We start from the raw sequence: 14,861 nt of genomic DNA on the forward strand, positions 1-14,861 counted from the left end.
ATTTGTTCAAAAAGACGACCAATACAAATCCAAAATTGCCAGCGGCCGTGTACTCGGCTTGATTGACCAAGAATGGAACTATCAAGAAGCTGAAAATGCACTGAAAGGTGCAGGCAAGGATGATAGCACATACGCCCACTTCTCTGTATCCCTGAACGAGGATATTGTGGATCACACATTCCAGCCAACTGGATTCGACGGTTACGGAATTGGGATCACGACTGCAGCGGAAGACCCAGTGCGTATCATTAAATTCATGGACTGGCTTGCATCAGATGAAGGCCAAGTGCTGAGAAACTGGGGAATTGAAGGTCAACATTATAATGTAGAAAATGGTAAACGTGTTATCCCTGACGAAGTTCAGGATCGTAAAACCAACGATAACTCTGCATTCAGTAAAGAAACAGGTATTGGTCTGTACAATATCTTCAGTGCAAGATATGGTGACGGTGTGAAGGATTCAACAGATAACTATTACACAACCAACTTCCCTGAGCAGATTGTGGCTGGTTATACAGCTGCTGAGAAAGAAACGCTCAAAGCTTATGGCATTACAACATGGAAAGAATTCTATCCGTCTGAAGAGGAGCTTCCTCTCAAAGAATGGGGAGCGGCATATAACATGCCTGTACCTTCAGGTACAGACTATGACGTAACGTTCAGAAAAACTCAGGATATCGTACGTAAACGGATTCCAGAAGCAGTTCTGACGACGCCAGCGAATTTCGATAAAGTGTATGATGACATGCTCGCTGAGCTGGATAAAGCAGGTGCAGTGGAAATGGAGAAACAATATACGGTTTGGGTTAAAGACCGTGTATCCCTCTGGACTGGCAAAGATGTGAAATAATCAAGCATGGGTGGAGGTTCATCCATAGTATAGGAGAGGCCCTGAACAAGGGTCTCTTCTTGTTTGTCTTGTGATGTTTTACGTTGACGAAGAATGTTAAATCCAATATACTTTTCTTACTGAAAGCACTTTCACCTTAATATTGCTAAAGCAATAATTTGAGGTGCACGGAGATCCAGTGAATACATGAAAATTACATCTTTTTGATGTATCCGAAAACGTTTTAGTTATTCGGGAAAAATAATAGATGATCAATGAAGAGGAGTTAGTTTATGTCCCCATTCAATGAGGAAGCAAAGATCAATCGTCTATGGTACCGCCAGCCCGCTACTCGATGGGAAGAGGCGCTGCCTATTGGGAACGGTCGTCTCGGCGGTATGGTGTACGGTGGTGCAGCGGAAGAGTGTATTCAGTTAAACGAAGACACCCTGTGGTCAGGTTTCCCACGCGATACCATTCAGTACAGCAGCCAGAGGTACTTGAAGCGCACCCGTGAATTAATCATGACGGGACAATATAGTGAAGCTGAAGAGCTGCTCAACCGTGAAATGTTGGGCCGTGATGTGGAAGCATACCAGCCGATGGGGCACTTCGTCCTGCGGCAGGAAGGACTCCTTGCGCTGAATTATGAAGAGTTTGAGCGTGAACTTGATCTGGAATCCGGTATAGCGAAAACAAGCTATGCCTACGAAGGCGTTCGTTATGTTCGTGAAGTGTACATCAGTACACCGGATGATCTGATGATATGTACGCTCACGGCTGACAGGGACGGGGCAGTTAACATCACTGCTCAATTGGATAGCCCGCATCCGTATACAACCCAGCTTTCCGAAGATGGCGTGACCATGTTCAGCCGTTGTCCGAGTCATGTGGAGTCGAACTATTTCCGGGACCATCCCGAATCGGTCATCTATGAAGAAGACCGGGGGACCTCGTATGCAGTTCGTTTAGCGGTGACGGTGACCGGAAATGAGGCGAAGATATCGACTGCTGATGGCAAGCTTCATGTTCAGGGAGCCAAACAGGTTGTATTTTACTTGGCTGCAGCTACTGCTTTTGAGAGTTATGAAATTGTTCCTGTGAAGGATGGGCCATTGCTTGACCAAGAGTGCAGAGATGTCATTGCCAAAGCCATGACATTAGGGCATGAAAGTTTGCGTATTCGGCATGAGGCTGATCACCAATCGTTATTCTCTCGGGTCCGTCTTGATCTCGGATCTACTTCTAACGCAGAGCTGCCTACCGATGAGCGGCTGCAATCCTACCAGAGTGGAGTTCAAGATCCCGGACTCGAAGCTCTTTATTTTCAATATGGCAGATATCTATTAATGGCCAGCTCGCGCCCAGGCACACAACCAGCCAATCTGCAAGGCATATGGAATCATCAAGTTGAGCCGCCATGGCACAGTGATTATACGATCAACATCAATACGGAAATGAATTATTGGCCAGCTGAGGTGTGTAATCTGAGTGAATGCCATGAACCACTATTCAGTTTGTTGGAGGACCTCAGTCAGACTGGGCGCAGAACAGCTCGCATACTGTACGGTGCTCGCGGGTGGACTGCCCATCACAACGTGGATATTTGGAGAACGACAACACCTACGGGCGGTGATGCCAGTTGGGCATTTTGGCCGATGGGTGGTGTCTGGTTGACTTCGCATCTGTGGGAACATTACCTCTTTACCGGAGATCAGCGTTTCCTCCAAGAGCGTGCATATCCGGTCATGAAGGAGGCAGCACTTTTCTGTCTGGATTGGCTGATTGAAGGCCCGGATGGCTATCTGGTTACTGCTCCTTCAACCTCACCGGAGAACAAGTTCCTGACGGGTGAAGGAGAAGCCCGGAGCATTTCGATGGCGTCGACGATGGATATGACGCTGATCCGTGAATTGTTCACCAGATGTATTGAGGCAGCGGGGACTCTTGAGGTCGATCAGGCACTGGTTGCGGAATGGGAAGACAGCCTGAGCAGATTATATCCGTTCCGGATTGGCAGTGAAGGTCAATTGCAGGAATGGTTCAAGGATTTCGCCGAATCGGAGCCAGGACATCGCCATGTATCTCATCTGTATGGCTTGTATCCGGGGGAACAGATCAATCGAATGGATACACCAGAGCTTGTAGAAGCTTCACGTGTATCGCTTGAACGGCGCATATCGCAAGGGGGCGGACATACCGGTTGGAGCTGTGCATGGTTAATCAATCTGTATGCGCGTCTGCTTGACGGTGGCCAGGCGCATCAGTTTGTACGTACACTGCTTGCCCGGTCCACTCACCCTAATCTATTCGATGATCATCCTCCGTTCCAGATTGATGGCAACTTCGGGGGCACGGCCGGCATTGCAGAGATGCTGCTGCAGAGCCATTTGAATGAACTACATTTGCTGCCGGCTCTGCCAGATGAATGGACACAAGGCAGCGTAACTGGTTTGCGTGCACGGGGAGGCTACACCCTATCCATGGAGTGGGAGGACAGCCAATTGGTATCTGCCGTAATCAAGGCTGAGCGGGATGGTTCGGTAACCATTCGAAGTGCACAGGCGCTGCGAGGTGAAAATGGGGAGCAGCATCAGGCTGAGCTGACACCACAAGGGGATTATGTAATTACTTTATCCATGACCGCAGGACAGACTGTCCGCGTATCATGAGGAGACGGGGGAGAAACCAATGACAATTTTTCGATTTCCGCAGGATTTTCGCTGGGGTACAGCAACAGCTTCCTATCAAATAGAAGGAGCAGCACAGGAAGGTGGACGCGGTGTATCCATTTGGGATACGTTTGCCCGGACACCAGGCAAAGTTTTCAACGGGGATAATGGAGATGTAGCTTGCGATAGCTACCACCGTTATGAGGAAGACATTGAGCTGATGAAGAAGCTGGGTATCAACACCTACCGATTCTCCACTGCCTGGCCGCGCATTATCCCGGACGGGGATGGCGAGATCAATCGTGAAGGCCTGGACTTTTACCACCGATTCGTGGACAAGCTGCTTGAGGCAGGTATTGAACCTTTTTGCACGCTCTATCACTGGGATCTGCCTCAAGTGTTGGAGGATGACGGAGGTTGGGGAAACCGGAGAACCGTCGATGCCTTTGTTAAATATGCAGAGGTCATCTTCAAAGAATTCACGGGTAAAATCAAGTTCTGGCTGACGTTTAACGAACCATGGTGTATTGCGTTCCTGTCCAACCTGCTGGGAATCCATGCACCGGGGAACAAAGACCTTCAGACCTCCCTTAATGTGGCTCATGGACTGCTTGTCGCTCATGGTAAAGCGGTACAGTCCTTCCGGCGCCTTGGCATAATGGGACAGATCGGTATTGCACCTAACGTATGCTGGGCTGAGCCGTACAGCAAGTCACCGGAAGATCAGGCGGCATGCGACCGCTCTATCGCACTCAACACAGACTGGTTCCTGGACCCGATCTACAAAGGTTCCTACCCGCAATTCATGGTGGATTGGTTTGCCCAAGCGGGTGCCACAGTGCCAATTCAGGAAGGGGATATGGAGATTATCTCGCAACCGATCGACCTGCTGGGGATCAACTATTACACGATGGGCATTAATCGTTTCAATCCGGATGCAGGGGTGCTGCAGTCTGAAGAAGTGGATATGGGCCTGACGAAGACGGACATTGGCTGGCCGATTGAATCCCGTGGACTGTATGAGTTCATGCATTATTTGCAAAAGTATGGCAACGTCGATGTCTACATCACCGAGAATGGTGCTTGTATCAATGATGATCTGGAGAATGGGAAAATTAATGATGATCGCCGGATTTCCTATTACGAACAGCATTTAGCCCAAATACACCGGATCATTAACGATGGCATTAACCTGAAGGGATACATGGCATGGTCTCTGATGGACAACTTTGAATGGGCAGAAGGGTACCGGATGCGTTTCGGTCTTGTTCATGTGGACTATCGTTCACTGGTAAGAACGCCGAAGGAAAGCTTTTACTGGTACCAGAATGTAATTAAAAACAACTGGCTGGAGACGCGTAATTAGTTGGAGATAGCCTTGCACAATTTACGCTTCGAACAAGACGGTGGGTTCGGTTTATCCGAACCGCCGTTTTTTTTTTTTTTTTGTGAGGATTTTCAGGGAAAGGAGACATGTTCATAAAGCGTTCAAAAGGTTAGATCCTATTGCTGTTATGAAGAGGTCGTTTTTGGGTTATACATAACAAGAGGATAAATCAAGTGTTTGTCAACAGCCTAAACCAAAATAAAGTGTCCAAATTTCGAAATAAATTTGAACATTTGTTGACTAAAAATCATACTGATGTGGTATATTGGTAAAAGGAAAGCACTTACAAAAAGGGAAAAGGAAGTGTTTACTATGGCATCGAAGACAGCAATGGTAAGCCAATTGGAGCGTAAAGATAAGAATATGCGGCGCGCAGTGTTGACGATGACAGTTCTGGCCTGGATCGCCCTCATTACTGGAGTGGTCATGTGTTTGATTAACCTGAATGAATTTAATGACCGTAATCTTGGTTTGATGGTCGGCATTGGTTTTCTCGTAGGTAGTGTGTTTATTTATGTAATCGCCAAATCAATTGGTCTTGTTCATACACGCCGGGAAGACGAAGGAGCGGATTAATTATAATCTGGCAATCTTTCGTTCATAATAAGACTGGATAAGTACCCGGAATCCAGTCAATAAAGCCCTTTGCGGATTCGTTGAGACTGTTCAACGGGACTGCAAAGGGTTTTATTTTGTGACTCGAAGTGTAATGATTACAATGGAAAAATTTCAAGTGTGCAAGTGATTTGTGAGAAAAAATTCACACATTTAAGGTGTAAAATCGACAAATTTGTTAACAAGACCAAAAAAGTTGCTCATTTCTGATATCTTTAGAAGGAAGAGAGTAGTATACTGATTTTTCAGTATGAGCGAATTTAAGGAGAGGGGATCAAGATGAACAAGAAACCTAGGTCGCTTACCCGGATTATCATTCCGGTTGTCCTGACGTTGGTTACAATTGCATTGATTGTCTGGCCAATGCTGGCAGGCGGGCAGTACGTTGTTCTGGATCCGAAGGGACCTATTGGCGCTTCGCAGAGAGATTTGATTGTCATTTCGACAATTCTTTGTGCGATCGTTATCGTGCCTGTGTTGATTTTGTCTGCTGTAATCGTTTGGCGTTACCGCGACAAGCCGGACAATAAAGCTGCTTATGAGCCGAACTGGGCTCATAGTACCAAAGCTGAGGCTATCTGGTGGACAGTTCCAATTGTTATCATTGGATTGCTTGCGATCGTTACTGTTCGCTACACCTATGATTTGGAGCCTTCGAAGCCACTGGCTTCCGAGAAAGAACCCATTACCATTCAAGTATCTTCACTGGACTGGAAATGGTTGTTTATGTATCCTGAGCAAGGCATTGCAACGGTCAATACGTTGAATATTCCGGCAGACCGGCCCGTGAAATTTGAGCTTACCGCGGATTCACCGATGAACTCGTTCTGGATTCCGCAGCTTGGTGGACAAATTTATACGATGTCGGGTATGGCGATGACCTTGTATTTGCAAGCAGATCACGAAGGAACTTACTTCGGTTCTGGTGCCAACTTTACCGGCGAACATTTCGCCCAGATGCGTTTCGATGTCAACGCCACATCGGATGAAGAATTCGATCAATGGGTGGCTGAAGTAAAACAACAATCCCAACCGCTGACTCAAGAGACGTATAACACACTGGCGGAACCGGGAACTAGCAATGTTGCTTATTATTCTTCCTTCCCTGAAGGATTGTTCCAAGACATCGTGACGAAGTATGTCATTGAAGGTACAGGCGCTCATAACCATGGAACTTCGGAAGAAGCTTCAGGCGCCCAAGAAAATACGTCCACTAAAGTGGACAAGAGTGCTAACTAAAGATTCGAAAGGAGGCCCCCAATGTTAGAGAGACTTAAGGAGTTTGCATCGGAGTTTTTCGTTACCGGTGACCCGCTGATTTATGGTGCGGACGTGGCCATCGGTATTACGATGATTACCATCGTAGCGGTGCTAACTTATTTCAAAAAATGGGGCTGGCTCTGGCGTAACTGGTTAACAACCGTCGATCATAAAAAGATCGGTATTATGTATATCATTGCTTCCATCATCATGTTGTTCCGCGGTGGTGTTGATGCGCTGATGATGCGTCTTCAGCTAGCTATGCCTAACATGGATTTCTTGCATCCAGAACATTATAACCAAGTCTTTACGACTCACGGTACCATCATGATCTTGTTCATGGCGATGCCATTTATGTTCGGTTTATTTAACGTAATTGTGCCTCTACAAATAGGGGCAAGGGACGTCGCATTTCCGTTCCTGAATGCTTTGAGCTTCTGGTTATTCTTCCTGGGAGCAATGCTGTTCAACCTATCCTTCGTTATCGGTGGATCACCTGATGCAGGATGGCTGAGTTATCCGCCTCTATCGGAGCTGTCGCACAGTCCGGGGGTAGGACAGAACTTCTATATATGGGGTATACAGATCTCGGGTATCGGTTCCCTGGCTACCGGTATCAACTTCCTGGTTACCATCATTAAAATGCGTGCGCCAGGCATGAAATGGATGAAAATGCCGATGTTCACATGGTCGGTATTCTCCACTTGTATCATCATCTTGTTTGCATTCCCAATCCTGACTGTGACACTTGCATTGCTCTTCCTGGACCGATTCGGCGGGGCGCATTTCTTCACGCTTGATTTGGGCGGTAACCCAATGATGTATATCAACTTGATCTGGATGTGGGGTCACCCTGAGGTATACATTGTCGTCTTGCCGGCATTCGGTGTGTTCTCCGAGATTGTAAGTACGTTCTCGAAGAAAAAACTGTTTGGTTACAAATCAATGGTATTTGCGATGTTGATCATTAGCTTCCTGTCCTTCTTCACATGGGCGCATCACTTCTTCACGATGGGTTCGGGAGCAGACGTTAATGCATTCTTCGCTGTTACAACAATGTTGATTGCCATTCCGACAGGGGTTAAAATCTTCAACTGGCTGTTTACGATGTATCGCGGACGGATCCGCATGGCCACCCCGATGTTATGGACAATCGCATTTATTCCATGCTTTATCGTCGGTGGTATGACGGGGGTTCTGCTTTCCGTAGCACCAGCTGACTTCCAGTTCCACAACAGTTACTTCCTGATTGCCCACTTCCACCAAGTATTGATCGGTGGTGTAGTATTCGGATACTTCGCAGGTCTGTACTACTGGTGGCCAAAAATGTTCGGTTTCCAACTCGAAGAGAAACTGGGCAAATGGGCTTTCTGGACTTGGAATATTGGTTTCTATGTCTGCTTCATGCCGCAGTACGCTGTAGGTTTGATGGGTATGACACGTCGTCTGAGCACCTACGGCTGGGATACCGGCTGGTGGGAACTGAACTTCGTATCCACAATCGGGGCATTCCTGATGGGTGTAGGTTTCTTGTTCCAGGTTGCACAAATCGCAGACGGTATTCGCAAATACAAAACACTCAAAGCATCCGGCGATCCATGGGATGGTCGTACACTCGAGTGGTCGATTCCTTCACCAGCTCCTGAGTACAACTTTGCCATTACACCGCGCGGTGATGATATTGATGAGTGGTGGGAAGAGAAAGAACGCCGTGCCAAAGGCATCTACCCACCAGAGCAGCCGCTCGAACCGATTCATATGCCTAAGAACTCCGCAATTCCGTTTATCATGTCTGTCTTCTGGTTCATCGCCGGCTTCGGCTTTGTATTCGGATGGCTGTGGATGGCGATTCTCGGACTCGCTGGCGTAGGGATCTGCATGATCGCTCGTTCATTCTCATACGATACGGATTATTACATTCCGGTCGACGAAATTAAGCGTACCGAAGCGTCGTTAAGGGGGTCGGTATAATGGCTCAAGCAGCCGCTAAGCATGGTCACGATCACGGTCACGACCATGGTCACCATGATCCACAAGAATTAAAATTGCTCGGTTTCTGGTTCTTCCTGATATCCGACGTTATCCTGTTCTCCGTATTGTTCGCAACCTTTATTGTGTTGCGTGACAATACGGCGGGCGGACCAATATTGTCTGAGCTGATCAAAATGCCGGGCGTTATCGCCGAGACATTCATCTTGCTCACAAGTTCATTTACGAGCGGACTTGCCGTTCTTGCGATGAACCAAGGTAAAGTGAAGCAACTGATCAGCTGGCTGGCAGTTACAGCCGTTCTCGGTGCAGCCTTTATCGCACTTGAAGTAACCGAGTTTGTTGAGATGATTCACGAAGGATTCAGCTACACGACGAGTGCTGCTTCCGGCGCATTCTTCACCCTCGTGGGAACTCACGGACTTCACGTATCGTTAGGTTTGATCTGGATGATCGGATTGATGTTCCAACTGAAAAAACGTGGTATTACTGATGTTACTCGCGGTAAAATCAACGTAATCAGCTTGTACTGGCACTTCTTGGACGTCGTCTGGATCTTCCTCCTGTCGATCGTTTATCTGATGGGGGTGATGTAGATGGCAGAGCATAACTCACATGATTCTCATGCTCACGAGCAGCATGGCTCCATGAAGTCCTATGTCATCGGCTTCATTCTGTCCATTGTCCTCACAATCATCCCATTGGTGGTTGTACTGAACGACATGATGGGCAGAACAGGAACAATGGTTGTTATTCTCGTAACGGCCGCACTACAGTTTGTGGTTCAACTCTTCTTCTTCATGCATATTCGTGAAACAGGAAAACCACGCTGGAATGTCATGGCTTTGATTTTCGGCCTGCTGATCATGTTGACCATCGTTCTTGGTTCAATCTGGATCATGCTGAACAATGCCGTTGCACATTAAGATTTGAATAAAGAGGGTCTCCGGTCTGTACTGCAGACGGTGGAGATTCTCTTTTTTTATTTTCACAAAAGTGGAAAGCCAAAGTATAGCTTAATTAAAATCAGTTTATTTTCAAAAAAAGGTACACAAATGATACATAATGAACTAAAATGAACTTATATGAACTTTATAATCAAATCATCTCAAACATCACTCAATTGACGAAGGGAATGGATTAATGATGGAAAATCGTTATGCTGCACACCCCAATGAAGTGAAAAATTATGATACGTCTCGCCTGCGTGAGGAATTTTTGATAGAGCAATTGTTCGCAACAGACGAGCTGGTTACTGTATATTCTCATGTGGACCGTTATATTGTAGGAACTGCGGTACCTCAGAGCAAGGACATTGCGCTTGAAGTGAACCTGAAAGACATTGGAACGGACTTTTTCCTGGAGCGTCGTGAAATCGGTATCATTAATGTTGGAGGACATGGAACGGTCACGGCGGATGGACAGGGTTATGAGATTGGTGCCAAAGAATGCCTTTATATCGGAAAAGGTGTAAAAGAAGTCGTATTTAAAAGTAATGGCAATGAGCAGCCGGCTCAGTTCTACTTTGTATCCACTCCGGCACATCACGCTTATCCTACGCAAAAGGCAACCCAGGAACAAGCTCAGCCGAATCATCTGGGCAGCATTGAAAGTTCGAATGAACGGACCATTTATCGCTACATTCACCAGGGTGAGGGCGGAATTCAGAGCTGTCAGTTGGTGATGGGCATCACGGAGCTCGACAAGGGTAACATGTGGAACACGATGCCTGCACATACCCATAACCGCCGCTCTGAAGTATATTTGTATTGGAATCTGCCCGAAGATGGAGTAGTGTTCCACATGATGGGCGAGCCGAACGAGACCCGGCATCTTGTTGTACGTGACCGTCAGGCGATCATCTCTCCAAGCTGGTCCATTCACAGCGGCGTTGGCACAAGCAGTTATACCTTCTGTTGGGCCATGGCTGGTGAGAACCAAACGTTCGAGGATATGGACGGCGTAGCGATGAAAGACCTGAAATAAACGCGTAAATTCCAAGAAACAGGAAGTTGATTGTATGAATCCATTGAAAAGACATGAGAAAATTATGGAGGCTCTGCTGGAGCGCCAGGAAGTTACCGTTAATGATCTGAGCGAACTGCTGCAAGTGACAGGCAAGACGGTTCGGGAGGATCTCGACAAGCTGGAAGCGATGGGATTGCTTGTACGTGTTCACGGAGGGGCCATGCTGGCTCAGAATGACCAGTATGGTATCCTCACGAGCCGTGGAGCCACAGAGAAGCATCATTCGGAGAAGACGGAGATTGCCGAGCGTGCACTCGCTTACATACGTCCTAATGAAATTATTGCGCTGGACGGAGGGAGCACCACACTCGAGATGGCGAAGCGGATGGACAATCAGCCGCTCACTGTCGTAACCAATGATCTCTTCATTATTGCCGAGCTGACTAAGAAGGAGCAGGTCCGGCTGGTCGTGCCTGGTGGGGCGAGAGTTCGTAATATGCTGGTGGGAGACGACACGGCGGCTTTTATCTCCAGTCTTAATATCCACAAAGCATTTATCTCTACCACTGCACTACATCCGGAGTTCGGACTCTCCATCTATACAGGTGATCTGGTTCCACTAAAAAAAGCGATGATCTCTGCCTCCCAGCAGGTCTTCGGCGTGGTGGACCACTATAAATTCGGGCAATTTGCGCTGCGGACCTTCGCGCATTGTTCGGAGCTGGACTGTATTATCAGTGACAGTCATCTGGGTGAAGAGACAGCTGCACTGTATAATCAAATTGGTGTCAAAGTCGATTACCAAAGCTAAACGCACAGCACTTAATTTCAGAATGGCTAAGCATATGCTAAAGAAGTTGATTGTGATCACTTATAGGTTTGCATCTCATAACATGCGGAGGAATCATTCATGAATCCATTTGATCTAAGCGGACAAGTTGCACTTGTAACCGGTACATCCGGTGGTTTGGGACAGGGAATGGCGATTGGTCTGGCGGAAGCCGGAGCAGATGTGGTGCTCGTTTCCTATTCAAAACCATCCGAGACAGCAGGTGCAATCGAAGCGCTCGGGCGCAAAGCATATATCATTGAAGCTGATTTAAGCCGTGAAGAGGAATTGCCGGCGGTATTTGAGAAGGCATTAGCTTTTCAAGGTAAGATTGATATCCTCGTTAACAATGCGGGTATTATTCGCCGTACACCTGCGGCTGACCACGGACAGCAGGACTGGCACGATGTCATCGGCCTTAACCTGAATACAGTATTTTTCTTGAGCCAACTGGCGGGCAGACACATGATTGAACGCGGCAGCGGCAAAATCATTAATATTGCGTCCATGTTGTCCTATCAGGGCGGCATTAACGTCCCGGGTTATACGGCCAGTAAACATGGTGTTGCAGGCTTGACCAAAGCTCTCGCCAATGAATGGGCAGGTAAAGGCATACAAATTAACGGGATTGCACCAGGTTACATGGAGACGGATAATACCACTCAGATTCGTGCGGATGAAAACCGGTATCGGGATATCACAGCACGCATTCCGGCAGGACGATGGGGAACTCCGGAAGATCTGAAAGGGCCGGTCGTATTTCTTGCATCGTCTGCTTCGGATTATTTGAATGGTCATGTACTGAATGTAGATGGCGGCTGGATGGCTCGTTAATCTGCTCTGCTATCAATGATTGAAGGAGGCAGTGACATGAAACTTGGTATTCTGGCACATACATTTGGCCAGCAGCCTACAGCCCAGCTGGCGCAAACAATCGCAGATCATGGATTCAATTCGGTGCAGCTGGCACTTGCAAAAGCCCTATCTGATGTTGACTCGGCTAACGGTAAACTCAGTCCGGGACTCGCAAATGAAATTGGGGACCAGTTTGCAAGACGCGGAGTCAAGATCGCTGTTCTGGGCTGTTATATTAATCCGATCGATCCGGATGCTGCACGCAGACGAGCAGACATCGAGCGTTTCAAGGAACATCTGCGGTATGCCCGGGATTTTGGCTGCAGCATGGTTGCAACGGAAACGGGCGGATTGGACACCTACCAAGCCACCCATCCAGACGGGTATGAAGAAAAAGCATGGAGCGTGCTGCGGGAAACGCTGGAGGAGATCACGGAAGAAGCGGAAAAGTGGGGCGTACATGCGGCCATTGAGCCTGTGTCCACCCACACACTTCATACACGTGAACATATGACTCGTTTGTTTGAAGAGATCCCGTCCTCCAATCTGGGCATGTTATTTGATCCGTGCAATCTGATCAAACAGCCGCATGTTACAGGTCAGGGTGCTTTCCTGCGTGATGTAATGGAGACGCTATACCAGCGAATCATTGTCATTCATGCGAAGGATGTGGCCTTCAATGCACAGGGCGAGAAGATTAATCCAGTACCGGGTGCAGGCATATTGGATTATCCGCTGTTTTTTGAACTGTTAAAAACGTATAAGCCACATATCGATATCTCACTGGAGGGTGTAACTGCAGAAGAAGCGGTTCCTGCAGCCAAGCATTTACGTGAAGTGTGGAATGGTGTACGAGTTTAGAAATGGGCTGAAGATAAGCTCATTTTGCGATATTAAAATAGCCAGGAAACCTTTGCCCTCGCAAAGGTTTTTTGGTATGACCTTGTCGACAATACATATAAAATATTTCTTATCGGATAAATCGGAAATAATTCTTTTCAAACACGACATCTTGTGAGAGAATATGGAAAACATACGCCACCATGTGAGGACACCAGGATCTTGAAACGTATAACCCAAGGGAGGATTCAGATTTATGTCAAACGAACGTGAGCTTTCATTTGAAACATTGGCAATTCATGCAGGCCAGGAGATTGATCCAACGACTCATGCACGTGCTGTGCCTTTGTACCAGACCACATCTTATGGTTTCAGGGACACGGAACATGCTGCCAATCTGTTTGGTCTGAAAGAGTTTGGCAACATCTATACCCGTCTAATGAATCCGACAACCGATGTGTTCGAGCAGCGGATTGCGGCATTGGAGGGAGGGGCCGGGGCACTGGCTACAGCTTCCGGGCAGGCAGCCATTACGTTTTCTCTCTTGAATATCGCAGGTGCAGGAGATGAAATTATATCCTCGGCGAGCTTGTATGGTGGTACGTATAATTTGTTCTCAACCACATTGCCGAAGCTGGGCCTTGATGTGAAGTTTGTTGATTCCAGTGATCCCGAGAATTTCAGGGCGGCCATTACAGAGAAAACGAAAGCATTATATGCAGAAACGATCGGTAATCCTCAAGGAAACGTGCTGGACATTGAAGCGGTTGCGGCGATTGCTCATGAGCATGGCATTCCTCTGATCGTGGATAACACGTTCCCCAGCCCATACTTACTTCGTCCGATTGAACATGGAGCGGATATTGTGGTTCACTCGGCGACGAAGTTTATTGGGGGTCATGGTACTTCCATTGGTGGCGTGATTGTCGATAGCGGAAAATTCGACTGGAAAGCGAGCGGCAAGTTCCCGGGTCTGACAGAGCCGGATGCCAGTTACCATGGCGTGGTATACACCGAAGCGGTTGGGCCGATTGCCTATATCATCAAAGCACGGGTGCAGCTGCTGCGCGACCTTGGCGCAACCATCTCGCCATTTAATTCATGGCTGCTTCTGCAAGGACTGGAAACATTGCATCTGCGTGTGGAGCGCCATAGCAGCAATGCCCTGGCTGTTGCGGAATATCTGGAGAAGCACGAGGATGTTCTGTGGGTGAGCTACGCGGGTCTGCCAAGTCATGCTTCTTATGAACTCGCACAAAAGTATCTGCCAAGAGGGCAGGGAGCAATCCTGACATTTGGTATTAAGGGCGGTGTAGATGCAGGACGCAAACTCATCGAAAGTGTGAAGCTGTTCTCGCACCTTGCGAACGTGGGTGATTCCAAGTCACTGATCATTCACCCCGCAAGCACAACCCATCAGCAGCTGACAGAAGATGAGCAGACCGCAGCAGGTGTTAACCCTGAACTCATTCGTCTGTCTGTCGGTACCGAAAATATTCAGGATATCCTGTATGACCTGGAACAAGCCATCAAGGCGAGTCAGGGAGCAAGTGTTGGCGCGTAACCAAAGGTGCCCATCAGAAAGCCGCCGTCCTCAAGGACAGGCGGTTTTTTTGT

At 47.7% G+C, this 14,861-nt stretch carries 13 protein-coding genes; all 13 read left to right on the forward strand.

Annotation, left to right across the window (positions count from 1 at the left end):
- On the forward strand, positions 1-850 hold an 850-nt coding region (locus tag CHI14_RS25385; RefSeq protein WP_141236732.1), incomplete at its 5' end, for a type 2 periplasmic-binding domain-containing protein.
- A 272-nt stretch (positions 851-1,122) separates the two neighbouring features.
- Positions 1,123-3,501, forward strand: coding sequence for a glycoside hydrolase family 95 protein (locus CHI14_RS25390; protein WP_095292379.1), 2,379 nt, complete (start codon positions 1,123-1,125; stop codon positions 3,499-3,501).
- Positions 3,502-3,520: 19 nt separating this feature from the next.
- Positions 3,521-4,867, forward strand: a complete 1,347-nt coding sequence (locus CHI14_RS25395; RefSeq protein ID WP_095292380.1) for a GH1 family beta-glucosidase — start codon at positions 3,521-3,523, stop codon at positions 4,865-4,867.
- A gap of 333 nt (positions 4,868-5,200) precedes the next feature.
- A complete protein-coding gene (locus CHI14_RS25400) occupies positions 5,201-5,464 on the forward strand; it encodes a hypothetical protein (protein WP_095292381.1) in 264 nt (87 codons plus the stop codon).
- 318 nt (positions 5,465-5,782) lie between these two features.
- Positions 5,783-6,742, forward strand: a complete 960-nt coding sequence (gene cyoA / locus CHI14_RS25405; RefSeq protein ID WP_095292383.1) for a ubiquinol oxidase subunit II — start codon at positions 5,783-5,785, stop codon at positions 6,740-6,742.
- 21 nt (positions 6,743-6,763) lie between these two features.
- Complete coding sequence (locus tag CHI14_RS25410) at positions 6,764-8,734, forward strand: cbb3-type cytochrome c oxidase subunit I (protein ID WP_095292384.1); 1,971 nt, start codon at positions 6,764-6,766, stop codon at positions 8,732-8,734.
- Entirely contained in the window at positions 8,734-9,348 is a 615-nt protein-coding gene (cyoC, locus tag CHI14_RS25415; protein ID WP_095292385.1) for a cytochrome o ubiquinol oxidase subunit III, read from the forward strand. Before CHI14_RS25410 ends, cyoC begins: the two co-directional genes overlap by 1 nt.
- The gene (gene cyoD / locus CHI14_RS25420) at positions 9,349-9,678 is read left to right on the forward strand and encodes a cytochrome o ubiquinol oxidase subunit IV (RefSeq protein WP_095292387.1); all 330 of its coding nucleotides are present in this window, start codon (positions 9,349-9,351) and stop codon (positions 9,676-9,678) included.
- A gap of 220 nt (positions 9,679-9,898) precedes the next feature.
- Positions 9,899-10,738, forward strand: a complete 840-nt coding sequence (gene kduI / locus CHI14_RS25425) for a 5-dehydro-4-deoxy-D-glucuronate isomerase (protein ID WP_095292545.1) — start codon at positions 9,899-9,901, stop codon at positions 10,736-10,738.
- A gap of 34 nt (positions 10,739-10,772) precedes the next feature.
- Complete coding sequence (locus tag CHI14_RS25430) at positions 10,773-11,531, forward strand: DeoR/GlpR family DNA-binding transcription regulator (RefSeq protein WP_095292388.1); 759 nt, start codon at positions 10,773-10,775, stop codon at positions 11,529-11,531.
- A gap of 99 nt (positions 11,532-11,630) precedes the next feature.
- On the forward strand, positions 11,631-12,383 hold the full coding sequence (gene kduD / locus CHI14_RS25435) for a 2-dehydro-3-deoxy-D-gluconate 5-dehydrogenase KduD (RefSeq protein ID WP_095292389.1): 753 nt from the start codon (positions 11,631-11,633) through the stop codon (positions 12,381-12,383).
- A 36-nt stretch (positions 12,384-12,419) separates the two neighbouring features.
- Positions 12,420-13,265 carry a sugar phosphate isomerase/epimerase family protein gene (locus CHI14_RS25440; RefSeq protein ID WP_095292391.1) on the forward strand — a complete coding sequence of 282 codons (846 nt, stop codon included), beginning with the start codon at positions 12,420-12,422 and terminating at the stop codon, positions 13,263-13,265.
- A 235-nt stretch (positions 13,266-13,500) separates the two neighbouring features.
- Positions 13,501-14,808 (forward strand): homocysteine synthase, encoded by a 1,308-nt coding sequence (locus tag CHI14_RS25445; protein WP_095292392.1) that lies wholly within the window; start codon positions 13,501-13,503, stop codon positions 14,806-14,808.
- Positions 14,809-14,861: the final 53 nt, after the last annotated feature.

It is taken from the genome of Paenibacillus sp. 7516 (genome assembly GCF_002272715.1).
Taxonomy (GTDB): domain Bacteria; phylum Bacillota; class Bacilli; order Paenibacillales; family Paenibacillaceae; genus Paenibacillus; species Paenibacillus illinoisensis_A.

Excerpts from the sequence above, each read along its gene's own strand:
- CHI14_RS25395 (WP_095292380.1), top strand. The coding sequence starts at position 3,521 with ATGACAATTTTTCGATTTCCGCAGGATTTTCGCTGGGGTACAGCAACA.
- CHI14_RS25390 (WP_095292379.1), top strand. The coding sequence starts at position 1,123 with ATGTCCCCATTCAATGAGGAAGCAAAGATCAATCGTCTATGGTACCGC.
- cyoC (WP_095292385.1), top strand. The coding sequence starts at position 8,734 with ATGGCTCAAGCAGCCGCTAAGCATGGTCACGATCACGGTCACGACCAT.
- CHI14_RS25430 (WP_095292388.1), top strand. The coding sequence starts at position 10,773 with ATGAATCCATTGAAAAGACATGAGAAAATTATGGAGGCTCTGCTGGAG.
- CHI14_RS25410 (WP_095292384.1), top strand. The coding sequence starts at position 6,764 with ATGTTAGAGAGACTTAAGGAGTTTGCATCGGAGTTTTTCGTTACCGGT.
- kduI (WP_095292545.1), top strand. The coding sequence starts at position 9,899 with ATGGAAAATCGTTATGCTGCACACCCCAATGAAGTGAAAAATTATGAT.
- cyoD (WP_095292387.1), top strand. The coding sequence starts at position 9,349 with ATGGCAGAGCATAACTCACATGATTCTCATGCTCACGAGCAGCATGGC.
- CHI14_RS25440 (WP_095292391.1), top strand. The coding sequence starts at position 12,420 with ATGAAACTTGGTATTCTGGCACATACATTTGGCCAGCAGCCTACAGCC.
- CHI14_RS25400 (WP_095292381.1), top strand. The coding sequence starts at position 5,201 with ATGGCATCGAAGACAGCAATGGTAAGCCAATTGGAGCGTAAAGATAAG.
- CHI14_RS25445 (WP_095292392.1), top strand. The coding sequence starts at position 13,501 with ATGTCAAACGAACGTGAGCTTTCATTTGAAACATTGGCAATTCATGCA.
- cyoA (WP_095292383.1), top strand. The coding sequence starts at position 5,783 with ATGAACAAGAAACCTAGGTCGCTTACCCGGATTATCATTCCGGTTGTC.
- kduD (WP_095292389.1), top strand. The coding sequence starts at position 11,631 with ATGAATCCATTTGATCTAAGCGGACAAGTTGCACTTGTAACCGGTACA.